General features: G+C 75.4%; 17 protein-coding genes. 2 read left to right on the top strand and 15 right to left on the bottom strand.

Annotation, left to right across the window (positions count from 1 at the left end; genetic code table 11):
* Positions 1–123: 123 nt before the first annotated feature.
* The gene (locus HWY08_RS07320) at positions 124–759 is read right to left on the bottom strand and encodes a YceI family protein (protein ID WP_176064198.1); all 636 of its coding nucleotides are present in this window, start codon (positions 757–759) and stop codon (positions 124–126) included.
* Positions 760–877: 118 nt separating this feature from the next.
* On the opposite strand from HWY08_RS07320, the gene HWY08_RS07315 reads away from it, so the two are divergent.
* Entirely contained in the window at positions 878–1,387 is a 510-nt protein-coding gene (locus HWY08_RS07315; protein WP_176064197.1) for a TlpA family protein disulfide reductase, read from the top strand.
* A 3-nt stretch (positions 1,388–1,390) separates the two neighbouring features.
* Here the strand turns inward: HWY08_RS07315 and dapE are convergent, their stop codons facing one another.
* From dapE to dapC, 3 genes are read right to left on the bottom strand one after another with little or no spacing between them, the layout of a single operon-like run.
* Positions 1,391–2,542, bottom strand: coding sequence for a succinyl-diaminopimelate desuccinylase (dapE, locus tag HWY08_RS07310; RefSeq protein WP_176064464.1), 1,152 nt, complete (start codon positions 2,540–2,542; stop codon positions 1,391–1,393).
* Entirely contained in the window at positions 2,539–3,363 is an 825-nt protein-coding gene (locus tag HWY08_RS07305) for a 2,3,4,5-tetrahydropyridine-2,6-dicarboxylate N-succinyltransferase (RefSeq protein ID WP_176064196.1), read from the bottom strand. Before HWY08_RS07305 ends, dapE begins: the two co-directional genes overlap by 4 nt.
* Positions 3,360–4,514 carry a succinyldiaminopimelate transaminase gene (gene dapC / locus HWY08_RS07300; RefSeq protein ID WP_235969506.1) on the bottom strand — a complete coding sequence of 385 codons (1,155 nt, stop codon included), beginning with the start codon at positions 4,512–4,514 and terminating at the stop codon, positions 3,360–3,362. Before dapC ends, HWY08_RS07305 begins: the two co-directional genes overlap by 4 nt.
* A gap of 50 nt (positions 4,515–4,564) precedes the next feature.
* Between dapC and sthA the strand changes: the two genes are divergently transcribed.
* Positions 4,565–6,013 carry a Si-specific NAD(P)(+) transhydrogenase gene (gene sthA / locus HWY08_RS07295; protein ID WP_176064195.1) on the top strand — a complete coding sequence of 483 codons (1,449 nt, stop codon included), beginning with the start codon at positions 4,565–4,567 and terminating at the stop codon, positions 6,011–6,013.
* A 2-nt stretch (positions 6,014–6,015) separates the two neighbouring features.
* On the opposite strand, the gene HWY08_RS07290 is transcribed toward sthA, so the two are convergent.
* From HWY08_RS07290 to HWY08_RS07240, 11 genes are all read right to left on the bottom strand, one after another.
* Entirely contained in the window at positions 6,016–6,648 is a 633-nt protein-coding gene (locus HWY08_RS07290) for a chemotaxis protein (RefSeq protein WP_176064194.1), read from the bottom strand.
* Positions 6,649–6,661: 13 nt separating this feature from the next.
* On the bottom strand, positions 6,662–7,579 hold the full coding sequence (locus HWY08_RS07285) for a HAMP domain-containing protein (RefSeq protein ID WP_176064193.1): 918 nt from the start codon (positions 7,577–7,579) through the stop codon (positions 6,662–6,664).
* A 27-nt stretch (positions 7,580–7,606) separates the two neighbouring features.
* Positions 7,607–8,347, bottom strand: coding sequence for a DUF8082 domain-containing protein (locus tag HWY08_RS07280; protein ID WP_176064192.1), 741 nt, complete (start codon positions 8,345–8,347; stop codon positions 7,607–7,609).
* 1 nt (position 8,348) lies between these two features.
* Positions 8,349–9,680: a serine/threonine-protein kinase gene (locus tag HWY08_RS07275; protein WP_176064191.1), complete on the bottom strand. Its 1,332-nt coding sequence runs from the start codon at positions 9,678–9,680 to the stop codon at positions 8,349–8,351.
* Between the two features lie 9 nt (positions 9,681–9,689).
* Positions 9,690–11,630, bottom strand: a complete 1,941-nt coding sequence (locus HWY08_RS07270) for a DUF4388 domain-containing protein (RefSeq protein WP_176064190.1) — start codon at positions 11,628–11,630, stop codon at positions 9,690–9,692.
* A 244-nt stretch (positions 11,631–11,874) separates the two neighbouring features.
* Positions 11,875–12,894, bottom strand: coding sequence for a hypothetical protein (locus tag HWY08_RS07265; RefSeq protein WP_176064189.1), 1,020 nt, complete (start codon positions 12,892–12,894; stop codon positions 11,875–11,877).
* Positions 12,891–13,844, bottom strand: coding sequence for a ParA family protein (locus tag HWY08_RS07260; RefSeq protein WP_176064188.1), 954 nt, complete (start codon positions 13,842–13,844; stop codon positions 12,891–12,893). The genes HWY08_RS07265 and HWY08_RS07260 overlap by 4 nt, the downstream gene beginning before the upstream one ends.
* Positions 13,845–13,854: 10 nt before the next feature.
* Complete coding sequence (locus tag HWY08_RS07255) at positions 13,855–15,624, bottom strand: HEAT repeat domain-containing protein (protein ID WP_235969505.1); 1,770 nt, start codon at positions 15,622–15,624, stop codon at positions 13,855–13,857.
* A 155-nt stretch (positions 15,625–15,779) separates the two neighbouring features.
* Complete coding sequence (locus tag HWY08_RS07250; RefSeq protein WP_176064186.1) at positions 15,780–17,081, bottom strand: MFS transporter; 1,302 nt, start codon at positions 17,079–17,081, stop codon at positions 15,780–15,782.
* A 151-nt stretch (positions 17,082–17,232) separates the two neighbouring features.
* Entirely contained in the window at positions 17,233–18,045 is an 813-nt protein-coding gene (locus HWY08_RS07245) for a YsnF/AvaK domain-containing protein (RefSeq protein WP_176064185.1), read from the bottom strand.
* A gap of 74 nt (positions 18,046–18,119) precedes the next feature.
* The gene (locus tag HWY08_RS07240) at positions 18,120–18,476 is read right to left on the bottom strand and encodes a PRC-barrel domain-containing protein (protein WP_176064184.1); all 357 of its coding nucleotides are present in this window, start codon (positions 18,474–18,476) and stop codon (positions 18,120–18,122) included.
* Positions 18,477–18,501 lie beyond the last annotated feature (25 nt).

The following is an 18,501-nucleotide window of genomic DNA, read 5'->3' as shown; positions in this document are numbered from 1 at the left end:
CGGCGGTGAAGCAACCGCCGTGCCCCGCGGCGCCGCTGCACCTTCGCGGAGGTGCGCGCCGCGGAGGCGGACGGGGGCGAGCCGGCGGGTACGCCGCGCGGACGGCGCCCCGCCGGGCCCGGCCTACTTCTTCTCCTCGGCGTTCGCGGCCTTCGCCTTCGCGGCCTCCTCGGCGGGTTGCGCCTTCACCGCCTCGAGGTCGAGGGTGATGTCGACGTTGTCGGCCACCACCGGCCCGGCCTCGATGGTCTTCGACCAGGTGAGGCCGAAGTCGCGCCGGTTGATGCGGGTGGTGCCGTTGAAGCCGCGCCGCTCCTCGCCCTTCATCCCCTTCACCGGTTGCGAGTAGGTGACGTCGAACACGACCGGCTTCGTGGTGCCCTTGATGGTGAGGTCGCCCGTGACCTTCAGCTTGCCCTTCCCCTGCTTCTGGACCTTGGTCGACTTGAAGGTCATCTCCGGGTACTTCGCCACGTCGAAGAAGTTGGCCGACTTGAGGTCGGCGTCGCGGTCGGCCACCCGGGTGTCGATGGTGGTCGTGTCCACCGTCGCCTCGGCGCTCGACTTCGACAGGTCCTTGTCGTCGAGGTGGAGGGTGCCGGTGGTCTTGCCGAAGTGCCCGCGCACCGTCGAGACGACGAGGTGCTTCACCGCGAACGAGCTGTCGGAGTGGGCGGGGTCGATGTTCCAGGTGGTGGTCTCGGCGGCGGCCGCCAGGGGCAGCGCGGCGGCCAGCGCCAGCGCGAACGTCCTTCTCATGGTCTTGGTCCTCCCTTTCGACGTTCGGTCTAACGGCGCCGCGCGGCGGGTGAACGCCATGGAGGGGGCGTGCCCTCCGCGCTTGCGCCGCCGCCGCGGAGAGGGGAGCTTAGGGGTGGTGCCCCGGCCTCTCCTCGCGCTGGCCGCGCTCGCCGCTTCCGGCGCCTGCGCGCACCGCGCGGTGCCCCCCTCCTGGGCAGCGCGCGCGGAGCTCCCGTTCGTCGCGCTGACCCTGGACGGCGAGCGGGTGGTGGTGGGTGGGCCCGGCCCGCCGCGGCTCGTCGAGGTGTGGGCCACCTGGTGCGCCCCCTGCGGCCCGGCCGCGGAGCGCGCGCGGGCGGTGCTGGCGCGCCACCCCCGCGTCGCCGCCTACGCGGTGTCGGTGGACGAGGACCGCGCCGCGCTCGAGCAGCGCCTCGCCGAGCGGCCGCCGCCCGGCAGGCCGCTCGTCTTGCCCGGCGGCCCCGCCGCCGCGGCGCGGCGCGGCCTGCGGGACTTCCCCACCTTCCTCGCCCTCGACGCGCGCGGGCGGCTGGTGGGCGTCGAGGTCGGCCTCAGCCCCGGGCTCGGCCCGCGGCTGGACCGGATGCTGCGGCACGCCGAGGGGCTGGTGGGCGAGGGGGAGTAGCGCTCAGGCCGCCGGGGTCGCGCGCAGGAACGCCTCGAGCGCCCGGTAGCACCGCTCGATCGCGGCGAGCTCCACCCACTCGCCGGCCTGGTGCGCCTGCGAGGTCGCGCCCGGGCCGAAGTTCACGGCCGGGATCCCCGCCTGCGCCAGGCGCGCCACGTCGGTCCACGCCTGCTTCGGCTCGGCGGCGGCCCCGGTGCGCGCGAGGAGGCGGCGCACCAGGGGGTGGTCGGCCCAGGGCGGGCACGCGGGCGAGAGATCGGTGACCTCCGCAGCCCCGCCGTGGTCGCGGGCGAGGGCGCGGAGCTCCTCCGCCGCGGCCTCGAGGCTCTTGTCGGGGGCGAAGCGGAAGTTGAGGTTGAGCGTGCAGCGGTCGGGGACGACGTTGCGGGCCCGGCCGCCCTCGATGCGGGTGGCGGAGATCACCTCGCGGAAGACGAGGCCGCCGCTCACCGCCTCCCGCGGCGCGCGGCCGGCCAGGTGCGCGAGGAGCGCCCCCGCCTTGTGCACCGCGTTCTCGCCGTGCCAGGGCCGGGCCGAGTGCGCCGAGCGGCCGGTGAAGGTGACGGTGGCGTGCAGGGAGCCGACGCAGCCGAGCTGGACCGCGCCGTCGGTCGGCTCGAGGCAGACGGCGAGCGCGGCGCCGCGCAGCGCGGGCACGTCGCGCAGCAGATCGCCGAGCTCGTTCTCCTCGAAGGGCCCTTCTTCCCGCGCGTAGAGCACGAGCCCCAGGTCGAGGTCGCGCCCGGCGCGGGGGAGGCGCTCCGCGAGCTCGAGCGCCACCGCCACCCCGCTCTTCATGTCGGAGGCGCCGGGCGCGACGAGCCGCTCGCCCTCGCGGCGGGGAAAGCGCCCCTCGTCGGCGGCGTGGATGGGGACGGTGTCGAGGTGGCCGCAGAGGAGGACCAGCGGGCGATCCGTGGCGGCGCGCCCCCTCTCCCCGGCCCTCTCCCCCGGGGGGGGAGAGGAGGGGGGTGGAGCATCGACCCAGACCACCAGCGAGTTCTTGACCCGCTCCACCGCCGGGAAGCGCGCGCGCGCCTCCCGCTCCAGGGCGTCGCACAGGGCGCGCTCCTCGCCGATGACGGAGCGGACCGCGCAGAGCGCCTCGGTCCGCGCCGCCAGCGCCTCGCCGAGCGCGCCCGGGCCGGTCAGACCTGGACCTCGAAGTCGCGCAGCGCCTGGTTGAGCGAGACCTTCTTGTCGGTCGAGGCGGTGCGCTTCCCGACGATCAGGGCGCACGGGATGTAGAAGGTGCCGGCCGGATACTGCTTCGGGCGCGTGCCGGGGATCACCACCGAGCGCGCCGGGACGCGGCCCTTGTGCACCACCTCGGTCGGGCCGGTGACGTCGATGATGGGCGTCGAGCCGGTGATGACCACGTTGGCGCCGAGGACGCAGTCCTCCTCGACCAGCGTCCCCTCCACGATGATGCAGCGGCTGCCGATGAAGCAGCCGTCCTCGATGATGTTGGGGCGCGCGCCGGGCGGCTCGAGCACGCCGCCCACGCCCACGCCGCCGGCGAGGTGCACGTTCTCGCCCACCTGGGCGCACGAGCCGACGGTGGCCCAGGTGTCCACCATGGTCCCGGCGCCGACGCGGGCGCCGATGTTGACGAAGCTCGGCATGAGCACCGCGCCGGGCGACACGTAGCTGCCGTAGCGCGCCACCGCGCCCGGCACCGAGCGGACGCCGGCGGCCTCGAGCCCCTGCTTGAGCGGGATCTTGTCGCGCCACTCGAAGGGGCCGGCCTCGCTCACCTCCATGCCGGTGACGCCGAAGTAGAGGTTCACCGCCTGCATCACCCAGGCGTTCACGACCCACTGACCGTCCTTCTTCTCGGCCACGCGGATCTGCCCGCGGTCGAGCGCCTCCACGGCGGCCAGCACCGCCTCGCGCGTGGCCGCCTGGGACAAGAGCGCGCGGTCGGCGAAGGCCGCCGCGACGCGCTGCTGGAGCTGCGAGAAGTCGTTCATGTCCTCACCTTTCGCCAGGCCGCGATGGCCTCGTCGCACTCCGCGAGCGCCGGCACCAGCGCCACCCGCACGTACCCCTCCCCGGCCCCGAAGGCGGTGCCGGGCGCGACCACGATCCCCTCCTCCAGCAGCGCCGCCGCGTAGGAGGCCGCGGAGTGGCCGGCCGGGACCCGCACCCACAGGTAGAGCGTCGCCTCCGAGCCGTCGCAGGCGAGCCCGTGCTCGCGGAAGAAGGCCAGGAAGCGGTCGCGCTTCTGGCGGAAGATCTCGCGCCGCTCGGCGGGGTGCGCGTCGTCGGCCCAGGCGGCGGAGGCGGCGGCGTTCACGAAGTCGGGGGAGGCCACGCCCGGGTGCGAGCGGGCGCGCTTCAGGATGGCGACCAGGTCGGCGTCGCCGGCCGTGAAGCCGGAGCGGTAGCCGGTCATGCCGCTCCGCTTGGAGAGCGAGTGGATCGCGACCACGTTCTCCACCTGCACCTCGAGCATCGAGGGCGGCGGCGCGCCGAAGTAGAGGTCGGCGTAGCACTCGTCCGAGGCGACGATGAAGCCGTGCTCGAGCGCCGCCCGCCCCACCCGCTCCAGGTAGTCGCGCGGCGCGAGCGCGCCGGTGGGGTTGTGCGGGTAGCTGACCCAGAAGACGAGCGTGCGCGAGAGGACCTCGGGGCCGAGCGCCGCGGGCTCGACGAGGAAGCGGTTCTCGCGGGTGAGCGGCACCTTGAGCGGCTCGAGCCCGGCGAAGCGCGCGCCCACCTCGTAGGTGGGGTAGCCGGGGTCGGGCATGACGACCTTCGTCCGGCGCGGGTCGCCGCCGGCGAAGGCGAGCGGCAGGTGGAAGATGGTCTCCTTGGCGCCGGTGGCGGGCACGATCTGGCGGTCCGGGTCGAGCTCCACCCCGAAGCGGCGGCGGACCCAGCCGGCGCAGGCGCGGCGCAGCGCGGGCGTGCCGGCGGCGCTCGGGTACTGCGACACCTCGGGCACCGCGGCGCGGAGCGCCTCGCGCAGGAAGGGCGGCGTCGGCTCCTTCGGGTCACCGAGCCCGAAGTCGAAGAGGCGCTTCCCCTGCGCCCGGAGCGCCTGCTTGCGCTCGTCGAGCGCCACCATGAGGTTCTTCTGGAGGGCGTCGAGGACGGGGTTGTGGGGGGCGTTCTTCACGGGTCGCGCAGAATATCGTCCAGCGGGGAAAAACACATTATAAGCGGCGCATGCTCCACTACGACGTGGTCGTCATCGGATCGGGCCCGGCCGGCGAGCACGGCGCCGTGCAGGCGGCCTCCTACGGGAAGAAGGTCGCCCTGATCGAGAAGGAGGCGGTGCCCGGCGGCGCCTCCGCCAACACCGGCACCATCCCCTCCAAGGCCCTGCGCGAGACGGCCCTCGCCATCCAGCAGGCGCGGTCGCGCGACGCGCACGGCATCGAGTTCAGCGTCTCCGAGACGGTGACCATCCCCGAGCTCATGGGCCGCCGCGGGCTCGTCACCGCCCGCGAGCACTCGCGCATCCGCAACCGGCTCAACGCCGCCGGGGTGGAGCAGTTCCGCGGGGTGGCGAGCTTCGCCGACGCGCACACCGTCCGCATCACGCTGGCCGACGGCAGCTTCCAGGACATCCAGGCCGAGGTGGTGCTGCTCGCCACCGGCACCCGGCCCTCGCACCCGCCGCAGTACACGTTCGACCACCAGCACGTCTACGACTCGGACTCGATCCTGATGCTCGACACCGTCCCGCGCTCGCTCGCCATCCTGGGCGGCGGCGTGGCGGGCTGCGAGTACGCCTCGATGTTCGCGGCGCTGGGCGTCCACGTCTCCATCATCGACTCGAAGCCGCGCCTCCTGCCCTGGCTCGACGCCGAGCTGTCGATCGCCATGCAGGACCTGTTCGCGCTGGCAGGCATCGACATGCACCAGGAGCGCCGCGCCCAGCGGCTCGAGGTGGGCGACCGCGACGTGCTCGTCACGCTCTCGGACGGCTCGCGGCTGGTGGCCGAGAAGGTGCTGGTGGCGGCCGGGCGGCAAGGCAACGTCGAGTCGCTCGACCTGGCCGCGGCCGGGCTCTCCGCCACCGACAAGGGCTACCTCGAGGTGGACGAGCACTACCGGACGAAGGTGCCGCACATCTACGCGGCGGGCGACCTCATCGGCTTCCCGGGCCTCGCCTCCACCTCCATGGAGCAGGGGCGCGTCGCGATGACCCACGCGCTGGGGAAGAAGTACCAGCAGAAGGTGGCCGAGCTCCTGCCGGTGGGCATCTACACCATCCCCGAGGTGTCGTCGGTGGGCGCCACCGAGGAGGCGCTCAAGCAGAAGGGCATCCCCTACGTGGTGGGCAAGACGCCGCTCACCGAGAACGCCCGCGCCAACCTCATCGGCGAGGCGGTGGGGTTCCTGAAGCTCGTCGCCTCGCCGCAGGACGGCGAGCTGCTCGGGGTGCACTGCATCGGCCCGCACGCCTCGGAGCTGGTGCACCTCGGCAGCGCGGTGATGGCGCTCGGCGGCACCATCCACTACTTCACCCAGGCGGTGTTCAACTACCCGACGCTGGGCGAGGCGTACAAGTATGCGGCGTACGACGCGCGCGCCGAGATGAAGCGGCTGGGCCTGCCCGGCGCGCAGCTCCAGCCGCCGGCGGTGAGCGCGGTGCCGAAGACCGCCTGACCTCAGCGCCCGTCCACCGACCGGTAGCCGATCCGCACCGCGCCCCAGTGGCGGCCGCGGAGGTTGAGCGGCACCGAGAGGTCCACCATCGACTCGCCGGTGTCGCGCTGGTAGCGCTGGACGAGGAAGGGCGCCTCGTTGCGGGCGGCCGCGAGCCCGGTGCGGTCGTTGAAGATGCGCTTGGTCCGGTTGTTGACGAGGTCGCTCGCCGGGTTGCCGGTGAGCGGCAGCGAGTAGCGCTGGTCGTGGGTGGGCAGGTAGCCGTGGCGGTCGACCATGACCGTGAAGAAGATGGCCGGCGACCGGGCGAGGATCGCCTCCTCGATGGGGAGGACGTCGCGGTCCGACAGCTTGTCCCAGTCGGTGCTGAACTTGGGCGGGTCGGTCTTCGGGATCGGGTAGTAGAGCGAGGCGAAGAGCCGCTCCTCGCTCACCTCGCCCTTCGCGATCCACCGCTCGAGCACCTCGCCGCAGCGGCGCGCGAACTCGTTCGCCAGCGCCAGCATCTCCCGGTCCTGCGCGGTCAGGAGCTCGGCCGAGGTGCCCGGCCGCGCCTGCGCGGCGGCCGGCCCGGGGAGCGCGGCGCCGGCGGCGAGGAGCAGCAGGAGGGCGTACCCGCGGATCGTGGTCTTCATGACGTCGCTCCTTTCACTGCCCGAGGCGGCTCATCGCGCCCTTCATGCTGACGCGGAGCCGGTCGATGGTCTTCGTGAGCTGCCCGATCTCGTCGACGGCGTCGGACTTGATGGGCGTGTCGAGCTCCTCGCCCAGGCTGATCTGGTCGGCGGTCGCGGTGAGCGCGACGACCGGCTTCATGGCCTGCCCGACGAGGAGGTACATGGCGCCGCTGGTGACCACGGCGAACAGGGCGAAGCCGGCCAGCAGCGTGAAGAACAGCTCGCGCTGGCGGGCGGCGATGCGGGCCATCGACACCGCCACGCGGAAGGCGCCCCAGTGCTTCCCCTTCACCAGGACCGGCGCCGAGACGTCCCACATCGTCTCGCCGGTGTCGCGCCGGTAGACCTGCACCAGGGTCGGCTCGAGGTTGCGCGCCGCCGCCAGGCCGACCGGGTCGTCGAAGATGCGCTTCGACCGGTTGCCCGCCAGGTCCTTCTCCGGGTCGCCGGTGATCGGGCGCTGGAACCGGCTGTTGTGGACCGGGAGGTAGCCGTTCTCGTCCACGCCGATCGCGAACACGAAGTCGTCCTGGTCGAGCATGCGGTCCTGGAACACGAGCACCGCGCGGTCGAGCACCGCGTCGTAGCGGGTGTGGTACTTGCGGTGCTGCCCCCAGTCGTACCCCTTGATCTCGACGTAGTTCCGGTCGAACGCGTCGCTGACGGTGAGCGTCCCGTCGTCGACGGCGGCCTCCAGGACCTCGCCGTACTGGCGGGCGCCGAGCGCCGCGGCCAGGCGCGCCTTCTCCAGCGTCAGCTCCTCCAGCTGCCGCGTCTGGCGGAAGGTGATGACGAGCGCCGCCACGGTGGTCAGCACCAGCAGCAGCGCGGCCAGCTTCAGCGACATCTTGGCGCCGAGGCTGCTCCTCACGGCGTGGGCGATGGACATGGGCGATCCTCTCTGGGGTAGGACGGGCTAGCGCTTGGCGAGCGCGGCGCGGAACTTCGACCGGTCGTCGGGGTCCTCGACCTGGCTCGCCAGGTCGTCGACCAGCGCGCCGGCGCGGGGCAGGGAGAAGGGCGCCTCCGGGCAGACGCGCTGAACCGCCTCCTGCACGAAGACCTTCGCGATCGGCCCCACGTGCCGCGCCAGCTCCTTGGAGCAGCGGGTGAGGAACGCCATCGAGGCGGGGTCCGCGGCCGCCACGCGCGAGACGGCGGCGCTCGAGGAGCCCGACCGCGACCAGCTGAGCCCGGTGGCGCTCGAGAGCACCTTCGAGTCGGCCGGCGAGACCTGCGAGCCGGAGAGCGGCGCCGCGACCGACGAGGCCACCGCCGAGGAGGCGGACGACGCCGGCGCCCCGCCCGCCAGCACCCGGCGCAGCTTGTTCGCCGCCACGCGCAGCGCGACGGTCGCGAAGGAGGCGTTGAGCCGCGCGTCGGCGATGACCGCGAGGACGTGCCCGCCCTCCACGCCCTCCCCGAGGTTGCGCAGGAGCAGCCGGCCGTCGGTGAACTGCGCCCCGATCGCGTCCCAGTCCGCCTGCTGGAGCTGGACGGTCTCGACGGCCTTCATCAGGTTGCCGCTCACCTGCTCGCACAGCGCGCGGTCGTGCATGGCCCCGCCGCGGTGGGCGGTCACCCGGCCCCCCGCGTCGAGGACCAGCGCCGCGCTCACGCCCTGCAGCTCCAACAGGCCCTGGAGGATCGTCTCCATGTCACGCTCCGTTCCGCGAGAGGGCGTCGTCGAGGACCTTCTCGACGGCGACGAGCGACCCGGCCGGCTCGACCAGCGCGGACAGCACGGTGCCGTCCGGCTCGGCGGTGGCCACGCAGGCGCCGGTGGCGCCCGACAGCGAGATGCGGCCGAGCGCCCCGAGCCCGAGCTGCTCGCCGGCCTCGCTCAGCGCCGTCCACATGAACCCCATCACCGCCGCCACCGCCTCCCCGTCCGCCTCCCCGGCGGTGTCCACGAACGCGCCGGCCGAGGTGCCGAGCACGGCGCCCTTCACCTCCGGCAGGCTCGAGATGGTCGCGAGCAGCGTCATGACGCCTTCCCCTCTTCCTCCGGTCCGGCCGGTGGCCGCCCCCGCGGCAGGTCTGGGAGCCGTCCGGACCGGCGCGGCCGTGGCCCGCGGCGGCGCGGCGGCCCGCGCCGGCTCGGGCGGCGGGGGCGGCGCGGCCGCGAGCTCCCGCAGCACCCGCCGCGCCTCCTTGCCGAGCGCCTCGGCCGACGCCGGGCGCTCGCGCGGCGACTTGGCCAGGGCGCGCATCGCGAGCGCGGCGCACGCGGCGGGCAGGCCCGGGACGAGCTCGCGCGGATCCGGCACCGCCGCGCCGAGGTGCGCCTGCTCCACCGCCGCCACGTCGTGGGCGGGGTACGGCGGCCGGCCGGTGAGGAGCTGGAAGTAGGTCGCGCCGAGCGAGTAGAGGTCCGACGCGGGCGTGGCCGCCTCGCCCCGCCAGATCTCGGGCGCGGTGTAGTACGGCGTCCCGACCCTGAGGTGCGCGTGCGCGGTGCGGATGCCGGCCGAGCCGAGCGCCATCCCGAAGTCGCCCAGCTTCACCGACCCCTCGGGGCCGATGAGGAGGTTGGCCGGCTTCACGTCGCGGTGGACCACGCCGCAGCGGTGGGCCGCCTCCAGCGCCGCCGCCGCCTGGACGAGGAGGTCGGTCGCGCGGGCGGGCGGGAGCGCCCCGCACTCGGCCACCAGCGCCTCCGCGGAGGCGCCGGCGACGTACTCCATCGCGATGTAGCAGCGGTCGCCCTGCCGGGCCGCGCCGTAGATCTGCACCACGCGCGGGTGGTTGATGCGGGCCACCAGCCGCGCCTCGGCCAGGAACCACTTCACCGGATCGTGGCCGCGCGCCTCGGCGGCGCTCCAGGCGAGGACCTTCACGGCGGTGGGCCGCAGGAGCGCCTCGTCCTGCGCGAGGTACACCGCGCCCATGCGCCCGCGCCCGACCAGGCGCTCCAGCCGGTAGTTCCCGAGCCGGGTGCCGACCAGCTTGGCGAGGTCCGAGGGCTCGCGGGCGTTGGCGTCGGGCATCGGTCGCGGTCAGGGCTGGCGAGCGGCGGCGGGCCGGCTCGACTCGTCCAGCTCCTTGAAGATGTTGAGGAGCACGCCCTGGGGATCCAGCTCGACGCCGGGCCGCGCCGGCGGCGCGGGCGCGGTCTCCTCGAAGGCGAACTCGCCCTCCTTCCACCCGACCAGCTCGCGCACCGCGAGCTCGACGCCGCGCCGGAGCGCGTCCTCGACCGCGGCGACGGGCACCGCGCCGTCGCGCACCAGCCGCGCGCCGAGCGCCTCGTCGGAGTCGTCCTGCGCGGAGGCGGCCGCGCGGAGCGTGAGCGGGGTGACCTTCCGCTCCTGCACGAGGAGCTGCCCCAGCCCGGGCGCCGCGGGCGAGCTCGCCCCGGTGATCCGGCCGGCGTTGAAGCGCAAGGAGCCCAGCCCGGCCGCGCCGCTGAAGGTGAGGAGCCCGGTGCGCTTCCCGGCGCGGAGGAACTCGAGCAGGTCGGGGAGCGCGAAGACGCTGAGCTGGCCGGAGAAGACCGCCCCCGGCCGCGGGGTGGGGGCCGGCGCGGGAGTGGCCGGGGCGCTCCGCGCCAGCACCGGCACGCCCTCGGGGGCGGGCAGGGCGCGGGTGGCGCAGGCGAGGGCCGCCTCCACCGAGGCGCGCACCGCCGGCGCGAGCTGCTGACCGAGGAGCACCCGGAGCACCACGCTCGCCTCGGCGTACTTCCCCCTGCGCAGGAGCGCCCACCCGAGCGCCGCGCGCGCCTGGGCGAAGGTGGGGGCTGCGTTGGCGAGCCGCTCCAGCGCGTGCAGGGTGGCGGCCGAAGGCGGGAGCTCCTCCTGGTGGACGAGCTCGGTCACCTCGGCCTGCGTGACCTGGCCCGCGCGCACGACGTCGAGGAGCGCGCGGGCGCAGCCGGCCGCCACGCTCCCCTGCGGCGGGAGCTCCAGCTCGGCAGCGGCCAGGTCTCCCCGGGCGAGGGCGCGGCGCGCGAGGAACAGCGCCGGCTCCTCGAAGGTGGCGTCCGCCTCGAGCGCGCGCCGCGCCGCCCCGGCCGCGCTCGCCTCGTCGTGGCCCGCGGCGTGGATGCGCGCCTCGGCCAGCCAGGTGCGCGCGACGGCCCAGCCCTCGCCCAGCCGCGCGAACGCGGCCCGCGCCTCGGCCAGCCAGCGCAGCCCCTGGCTCGCGTCGGCGCTCCGCGACAGCAGCTCCCCGGCGAACCACTGGCTCACCGCCTTGGCGGCGCCGTCGAGCTGGCGCGACAGCGTCAGCGCCTCCTTGGCGTGGGTCCGGGCGGCGTCGAGGCTGCCGCCCTGCAGCGCGGCGCGCCCGGTCCAGTGGTGGGCGGCCCAGCGCAAGGAGAGGTTCGCCTGCGCCGGGCGCGCCAGATCCTGCAGCTTGCGCGCGCAGCCGACCACGTCGCCCGCCTGGGCGGTCGCGACTGCGTCGAGGAGGGTGGCCAGCGCGCGCTCGCGCTCGGCCGGCTCGAGCGGCTCGGCGCCGGCCCCCGGCGGCGCCTGGCCCAGGTCGCGCTGGCAGGCGGCCGCCTCGGCGAGCTGCCCGCGCGCGAGGGCGAGGCGCAGGGCGGCCCAGGGATCGCGCTGCGCGGGCGCGACCGGGAGCGGCGGCGGCGCGGAGGAGGCCGGGCCGGAGGCCGGCGCGGGCGACCCGTCCCGCAGCGCCTTCTCCACCCGCGAGGTGGGCTTGGCGGGATCGACCGCCACCATCAGGAACGCGCCGGCGCGGGGCGCCGCCACGAGCTGCCGCGTGGGCGCCCCGGCGACGACGAGCTCGAGCTGGCCGAGGCCCGCGGTCTCGCCCAGCGCCCCCAGCTCGGCGAGGGCGATGGCCATGGCGCCCGCGTGCTCCCGGGTCAGCCCGGCGTCGCCGGTGATCGGCGCGGTGAGCTGCCCGCGCAGATCCGCGCCGAGCGTGCCCCGCACCTCGGTCAGGCCTTCGAAGAGCGGGGCGCGGCTCATGAGGCGCGCCGTTCCGCCGCAGGTCGCGCCGACCCAGGTCGGCGGCGGTACGTCGGTCCCCTCGTCGCAACTTGGCGCATGCGCGAACCTCTCCACGCAGCGTAGAGAGGCGTGCGACAAAGTGTCAATGCACGGTGATGACCTACAGTGTATCCAGCGCCCGGCGCCCCGCGCGCGGCGGGTGGCGCGGCACCCCGCTCAACCGCCCGGAATTTCAGCCATCCAGGTCGCTGCCGGGTGGACGCTACCCCAGCCGCGCCCGCGCGGTGGCGAGCGCCTCGTGCACCTGCTCCAGCGCGCGCCGCGCCTCGGCGAGCTCGTCGCGCTCGCGGCGCGCCTCGCCCAGCTCGCGCGAGAGGTCGTCCCGCTCGCGCGTCACCTGCGCCAGCGCCGCGCGCAGGCGCGCCAGGTCGGCGGCGCGCTCGTCGAGCTCCGCCCCGAGCCGGCCGAGCTCGGCCTCGCCCTCGGCGCGCGCCCGCTCCGCCTGCTCGGCGCGGGCGGTGACGGCGTCGAGCAGCGCCTGCCGCTCCTCGTCGAGCGCCGAGAGCGCCTGCGCCCGGGCCACCGCGCCGTCGCGCTCCTCCTCCAGCGCGCTCAGCTCGTCCAGCATCTCCGCGAGGACGGAGCGCTTCTCCTCGAGCTGCTGCTCGACCGCGGCCAGCCGCTCCACCGCGCGGCGCCCCTCGCTGGCGCCCCGCGCCAGCTCGGCGCGGGCGTCGTCGAGGTCGGCGCGCAGGGCCGTCTCCACCTCGCGGGCGCGGGTGAGCTGCGCCTCGAAGTCCTTCACCAGCAGGAGCGCGCTCTCCCCGGCGCGGGCCGGGGTCTCCGGCAGCGCCGGCATGGGGGGCGCCGGCCGGACCGCCGCCGCCACCTTGCGCTTCACGGCGAGGAGCCGCTCGCGGCGCGACTCGACGTCGGGGGGCTCCGAGAAGGCGAGCGCCGGTTGCGCGGGGGGCGCGGGTTCACGCGTGGTGCTGCCCCCTCTCCCGGCCCTCTCCCCCGCGGGGGGAGAGGGGGGATTCTCAGGGGTGCGGTCTTCAGGGCTGAGGTCTCCCTCGCCCTTGCGGGTGGAGGAAGGGTGAGCGACCTCGCCGAGGTCTCCCTCGCCCCGCGCAGCGGGGAGAGGGCCGGGGAGAGGGGCCGCGGTCACCTCCGCCGCCGGCGCCGCGGTCTCGGCCGCGGTCCCCGCCTCGCCCGCGGGCGCGACCGCGGTCTTGAGCCGCGGCCGGAACTTGGGGACGTTCGCGTCGAAGGCCTTCCTCATCGGCTCGCTCCCGCCGCGCCGGCCTTGGCCGTCGCGCTCACCCGGGCCTGGATCTCGTCCAGGACCGCCTCCAGGTCGGTCGCCCCCTTCGACTCCGCGTCGAAGGCGAAGATGGGGCAGCCCTCGCTCGACGCCTGCGCGAACTTGGTGCACTGGCGCACCACGCTCTCGAGCACGTAGTCGGCGTAGTGCTCGCGGAGCGCGCCGAGCGCCTCGCGCGCGATCTTGAAGGTCTGGTTGAAGGCGTTCACCACGATGAAGATGTGCTCGAGCTGGTGCGAGAGGTCGTCCTCCAGCCCCTGCACGGTCTCGAAGAGCAGCCGGAGCCCGTCGTAGGAGAGGAAGTCGGCCAGCACCGGGATGACGAGGTCGTCGGCCGCCATGAGCGCGTTCAGGTTGAGGAGCCCGAACGACGGCGGCGCGTCCATCACCACGAAGTCGTACTTCGCCTGCACCTCCTCCAGCGCCTTGCGCAGCCGGAACTCGCGCCCGGCGAGCGGCATGAGCGCGAGGTCGATGGTGCTCATGGCGAGGTTCGACGGGACGAGCGAGAGCCCGGGCATCCCGGTGGCGATGGTCACCTCGTCCACCGGCGCCTTGCGGATGAGCACGTCGTGCAGCGTGCGCGGGAAGCTCGCCCCCTCCTTGCCGAGGCACTTCGTGGCGTGCCCCTGGCTGTCGAGGTCGATCATGAGCACGCGGTGGCCGCGCTCGGCCAGGCGGTAGGCGTAGGAGGAGGAGAGGCTGGTCTTGCCGGTGCCGCCCTTGAAGTTGAGGAAGAGCTGGACCCGGCGCGCGCGGGGGGCCGGGACGCGGCGGAGCTTCTGCCGCGCGTCGGCCAGCTCGGCGGGGCCGTAGCCGTCGCGCTTGCCGAGCGCCTCGGCGACCTGCTTGGCGGGGACGCCGAGGATCTCGGCGAGGCGCTTCTGCGAGTAGCGGATGTTCTCCATGGCGCCTCTCCTAGCTCATGAAGAAGCGCGGCCCGCGCGCCACCAGCCGCCCTTGCGTCACGAGCGCGCGCAGGGTGGATTCGATCGTGAGGCGCTCCGCGCCGAGCGCGGCCGACAGCTCCTCGGCGGTCCGGCCCCGCAGCGCCGCGCGCACCTCGGCCAGCGCGGCCGCGGCGAGCGGCGCGCGCTCCTCCGGCGCGGCGACGGCCACCGCCGACTTCATCGCGGCCGCCGCGGCGAGCGCATGGCGCACGCCCTCTCCCTGCGAGGGTGCGCGAGCAGGGACGCGAGGCTCTCCCTGCGCGGGAGAGGCGGATGGAGCGCGCGGACCGCGGCGGGCAGCCGGCGCAGCGAGGATCGGCTCCCTCTCCCCCACCGGGGGAGCGGGACGGGGAGCGTGGGCCACAGCCGCGGCGACCTTCGTCACCGCGCTCCGCAGCGCCTCGCCGTCCACCTCGAGCAGCTTCTCGCTGATGCGCCGGGCTGCGCGGCGGCGCTCCGCCTCGGGGGCGGCGGGGTCGACCGCCTCGCCCGACCAGCGGCCGGTGGCGAGGGCCGCCGCGCGGCGCACCGCGGGCTCCCGGTGCTCGAGCGCGCGGGCGAGCGCGCCCTGGGCCCGGGCGCTGGGGCGGCCCGCCAGCGCCGAGGCGGCGGCGCGGGCGACGCCGGCGTCGCGGTCGGCGAGCGCGCCGGCGAGCGCGTCGTCGGCCGGCTCGCCGCGCGCGAAGCCGAGCAGCACCACCGCGCGGCGCCGCACGAGCGGGCTCGCGTCGGCGAGCGCGCCGGAGAGCGCCGGGACCGCCTGCGGACCGGCGAGCGCGCTCACCGCGTCGAGGGCGGCCGCCCGCACCGCCGGGCGCGGGTCGGCGAGCTCGCGGACCGCGAGGTCCGAGGCGCTCGCCTCGGCCAGGGCGCCGAGCGCGGCCAGGAGCGAGGCCTTCACCTCGGCGTCGGCCTCGCGCCCGAGCGCGGCGGCCACCAGCGGCGCGGCGCCCCGCGAGCCGAGCGCGCGCAGGCCGTCCGCGGCGCGGCGGCGGGTCCCCGGCTCGCGCGAGCCGAGGTCGTCGAGGCAGGACTCGTAGAGCGCGCGCTCGGAGCGGGTGGAGAAGCGCGGCAGCGCGCGCGCGTCGGCGGCGGAGACGGTGATGCGGCCGGACTGCTCGAACGCGGTCGCCATCGCTGGGAGGGCCACGGCGCCGCGCCCCGCCCCCGCGCCGGCCGGCGAAGGCTGCCCGGTCCGCGGCGCCGCGTTCGCGTTCGCGTTCGCGTTCGCGGTCGAGGTCGAGGTCGAGGTCGAGGTCGAGGTCGAGGTCGCGGTCGCGTTCGAATCCGCGCTCGCGGCCTCGCCCGGCGCGTACCCCCGCGCCTCCGCCTCGCGCTTCCACGCGCGCAGGGCCTCGATCTCCGCCCGCAGCTCCGCGATGAAGCCGGCCAGCTCGGAGGCGCTGCCGGCGTCGTCGTCCTCGCCGGCGGGCGCGCCCGCGACCCGCGCGCTCTCGACCATGCCGGAGAGGAACCGCTCGCGCTCCGCCTCGAGCAGCCGCACGCGCTCGGCCAGCTCGCCGCTCTGCGCCGCGCCCGCCGCCTGCGCGCCCTTGAGCTGCGCGAGCTGCGCCTCCAGCTCGCCCTCGCGCCGCCGCGCCGCGCCGGCCTCGTCCCGGGCGCGCGCCGCCGCGGCGCGCGCCGACTCGAGCTCATGCTCGAGGCTCGCCACCCGGCACTCGAAGAAGATGACCTTCTCGAGCGCGCTCCTGAGCAGCTCCTCGGGACTCCCGCTCACCCGACCTCCCTGCGCCCACGCCCCGCCACGACCCTGCGCCTCGTCCGGGATCGCCGAATGATCCCGAGATCTTGCCTGAGATATCGGCAGCATACGGAAGCGGGATCGAAAAGGCAAACGCCCGCGGGAGGGCCCGGGCGACGGGCGCCTGCCCCTCAGGCCGCTTCGGGGCGCACCTGCGCGCGCTCGAGGCCGTGCCCGCGGCCGCCGCGCTCGGAGCGCCAGAGCAGGAAGGAGAAGGCGAACCCGGCGCAGGCGAGCGCCGCCAGCATCCACATCACCGGCAGCCAGCCCGCCGGGTGAGCCGCGCTCGCGCCGCCGGCGTCCTTCACCCGGCCCAGCCCCCAGCTCATGGCCGCCCAGCCCACCTGCTGGCAGAAGGTCATGAGCGCGTAGGCCGAGCCGAGCCGCGCGTCCGGGACGAGGTAGGTCACGGCCGGCCACAGCACCGCCGGCACCAGCGCGAAGGCCAGCCCGAGCAGCGCCATCGAGAGCTGGAGCGGGAGGTGCGTGTAGGCCATGAGCAGGAAGGGCGGCACGAGCAGCGCCGACCCGACCGCCATGAGCAGCGCGCGCTTCCCGATCCGGTCGGCGACGAAGCCGAAGATGGGCATGCCGATCATGGAGAGCAGCGGCAGGACGCTCTTCAGGCTGCCGGCGGTCTCGTTCGAGACGCCGTGGTAGTCGGTGAGGAACAGGTTCGCGAAGGTGCGGAACGGGAAGATGGTGGCGTAGAACGCGACGCACAGGCCGACCACCCACCAGTACGCGCGGTCGAAGCGGACCAGGTCGGCGAGGACGAGCTTGTCGGTCGCGCCCGCGCGCGCGGTGCCGTAGCGGCGCGCCGCGTGGAGCTCGAGCGCCGCGTAGACGATCGCCAGGGCGAGCCAGACGCCCCCGAGCGCCGCCGCGAGGAGGAGCGGCGGCTGCCAGGAGGTGAAGAGCGCGCGCAGGTTGGGAGACCAGTCGGCGGCGTAGGAGCCGAGGCGCGCGATGAGGAGCTGAAGGGCGAGCGCGAAGGAGATCTCGCGCCCCTTGAACCAGCGGCCGACCACGGTGGTGGCCGCGACGATGAAGCACTCCGAGCCGACGCCGAGCACGAAGCGGCCCGCCATCATCCCGAGCGCGGCGTGCCCGGGGGCGAGCGCCGGCAGGAAGGCGATGAGCGCGCTGCCGGCCGCGCCGACGGCGCCGAAGAGCACCGCCGAGCGGGCGGTGCCGAGCCGGTCCACGAGGACGCCCCCGGCGATGAGCGTGAGGAGCGCCGCCACGTTGTAGGAGGTGTCGAGGAGCCCCACCTGCTCGCCGGTGAACCCGAACGCCTGCTCGAGGAGCGGGGTGACCGGGTAGAGCGCGTCGAAGACGTAGTAGTTGCCGAACATCGCGCCGCTGCAGGCGAGCAGCACGAGCCAGCGGTAGCCGCGGCCCGGCGAGGCGGGCGTGGGGGCGTCGGTCATGAGGGGCGCACGATAGCAGAGGCCGGGGCCAGGCCCGGCCTCCCGCTGCGGCTACGTCCGCCGCGCGTTCCCTCCCTCGCGCTCCTTCTCGCCGCTCGGCCCCTGCGCTCCCCTCCCTCTGCGGAAGCCAGGGGCCCCGGCGTCGGCCCGGCTACTCCTCCGGCTCGCGGCGGGTCGGCTCGAGCGCGCCCGAGTCCTCGCCGAAGCTGGCGGGCGAGCCCTCCTCGACGTCGAGGTGCTTTCGGACGTCCTCGCCTCGCGCGCCCTCGCCCTCCACCCGCACCTCCTCGCGCCGCACCTCGGCGTCGGCGGCGCGCTGCTCCACCACGCGGTCCTTGCGGAGCCGCACCTCCTCCTTCACCACCGGGCGCTTGCGGACCTCGAGCTCCTCCTCGCGGATGGGCATGGAGACCGTCTGCTCCTGGAACGACGCCTCGCCCGGGCCGACGGCCCGCGCCTCCCCGGTGGGCACGCGCTCGACGTGGACCTCCTCGCGCGTCACGGGCACGTCCACGTGCTTCGTCTCCGTGACGACGTCCTTGCGCAGGCGGACCTCGCCCGCGTCCTTCACCCGCTTCGCGACGTCGAGCTCCTCCTCCGCGATCGGCACCCGCAGCTCCTCCTGGCGCCCGGCCGTGGACCGCGCGCGCTCCGCCGGGATCCCGGGCTCCGCCGCGGAGGTCTCGATCCCTCCGCCCGGCCCCATCACGCTGGACCCCTCGGAGAAGGTCCCCTCCCGCCGCGCCGTCCCGGCCTCCCCGAGCGCCTCGCGCCCGCGCAGCAGGTGGATGTCGTCGCCCTGCACGTCCGCCACGTCCTCGAAGCGCGCCACGTAGTCCTTCGGGAAGAAGAACCCCTTCTCGATGACGAACGTGCTCGCGTCGCACGCGATCACCTTGCCGAGCTTGTCGCCCTCGGCGCTGTGCACCGTCATCCCTTCGCGGATCAGCCCTCTCTCGATCATGTGTGACCTCCCTGGGGTGAAACGATAGGGAGTCCACCCGGGAAGGCCCGGCGCGCGCGTCGCTGGCCGGCCGACTAGCCCTGCGGCTCACCCTGCCCGGCGTAGGCGTATCCGAGGCCCGGCGCCGGGGCTCCCGCGGGCGCGTAGCCGCCCGGCGGACGCGGCGAGGGCGCCACCAGCGGCGGCGTCCTGCGGGACCAGCTCTCCGGCATCCCGCCCTCCGCCAGCTCGAAGAGCGCTCGCTCGCTCCGCGCGACCCGCACCCGGCCGCGCTCCACCTCGAGCACCTCGTCCCAGCGGATCACCCACTCCGACGGGCTCCAGAAGCCGCGCACGACCTCGATGCCCCAGGGGTCGCGGCGCGTGACCTTCCCGAGCCGCTGGCCGTCCTCGTCCACGACGGTCATCCCGACCTTCACCCGCTCGTCCATGCGCGTGACGATAGGGCCGCGCGCG

It is taken from the genome of Anaeromyxobacter diazotrophicus (genome assembly GCF_013340205.1).
Lineage (GTDB): Bacteria > Myxococcota > Myxococcia > Myxococcales > Anaeromyxobacteraceae > Anaeromyxobacter_A > Anaeromyxobacter_A diazotrophicus.
This window is presented reverse-complemented; position numbering and strand designations above follow the sequence as displayed.

Coding starts and splice junctions, on each gene's coding strand:
- HWY08_RS07320 (WP_176064198.1), bottom strand. CDS start 759: ATGAGAAGGACGTTCGCGCTGGCGCTGGCCGCCGCGCTGCCCCTGGCG.
- HWY08_RS07305 (WP_176064196.1), bottom strand. CDS start 3,363: ATGAACGACTTCTCGCAGCTCCAGCAGCGCGTCGCGGCGGCCTTCGCC.
- sthA (WP_176064195.1), top strand. CDS start 4,565: ATGCTCCACTACGACGTGGTCGTCATCGGATCGGGCCCGGCCGGCGAG.
- HWY08_RS07290 (WP_176064194.1), bottom strand. CDS start 6,648: ATGAAGACCACGATCCGCGGGTACGCCCTCCTGCTGCTCCTCGCCGCC.
- HWY08_RS07285 (WP_176064193.1), bottom strand. CDS start 7,579: ATGTCCATCGCCCACGCCGTGAGGAGCAGCCTCGGCGCCAAGATGTCG.
- HWY08_RS07280 (WP_176064192.1), bottom strand. CDS start 8,347: ATGGAGACGATCCTCCAGGGCCTGTTGGAGCTGCAGGGCGTGAGCGCG.
- HWY08_RS07275 (WP_176064191.1), bottom strand. CDS start 9,680: ATGCCCGACGCCAACGCCCGCGAGCCCTCGGACCTCGCCAAGCTGGTC.
- HWY08_RS07270 (WP_176064190.1), bottom strand. CDS start 11,630: ATGAGCCGCGCCCCGCTCTTCGAAGGCCTGACCGAGGTGCGGGGCACG.
- HWY08_RS07265 (WP_176064189.1), bottom strand. CDS start 12,894: ATGAGGAAGGCCTTCGACGCGAACGTCCCCAAGTTCCGGCCGCGGCTC.
- HWY08_RS07260 (WP_176064188.1), bottom strand. CDS start 13,844: ATGGAGAACATCCGCTACTCGCAGAAGCGCCTCGCCGAGATCCTCGGC.
- HWY08_RS07250 (WP_176064186.1), bottom strand. CDS start 17,081: ATGACCGACGCCCCCACGCCCGCCTCGCCGGGCCGCGGCTACCGCTGG.
- HWY08_RS07245 (WP_176064185.1), bottom strand. CDS start 18,045: ATGATCGAGAGAGGGCTGATCCGCGAAGGGATGACGGTGCACAGCGCC.
- HWY08_RS07240 (WP_176064184.1), bottom strand. CDS start 18,476: ATGGACGAGCGGGTGAAGGTCGGGATGACCGTCGTGGACGAGGACGGC.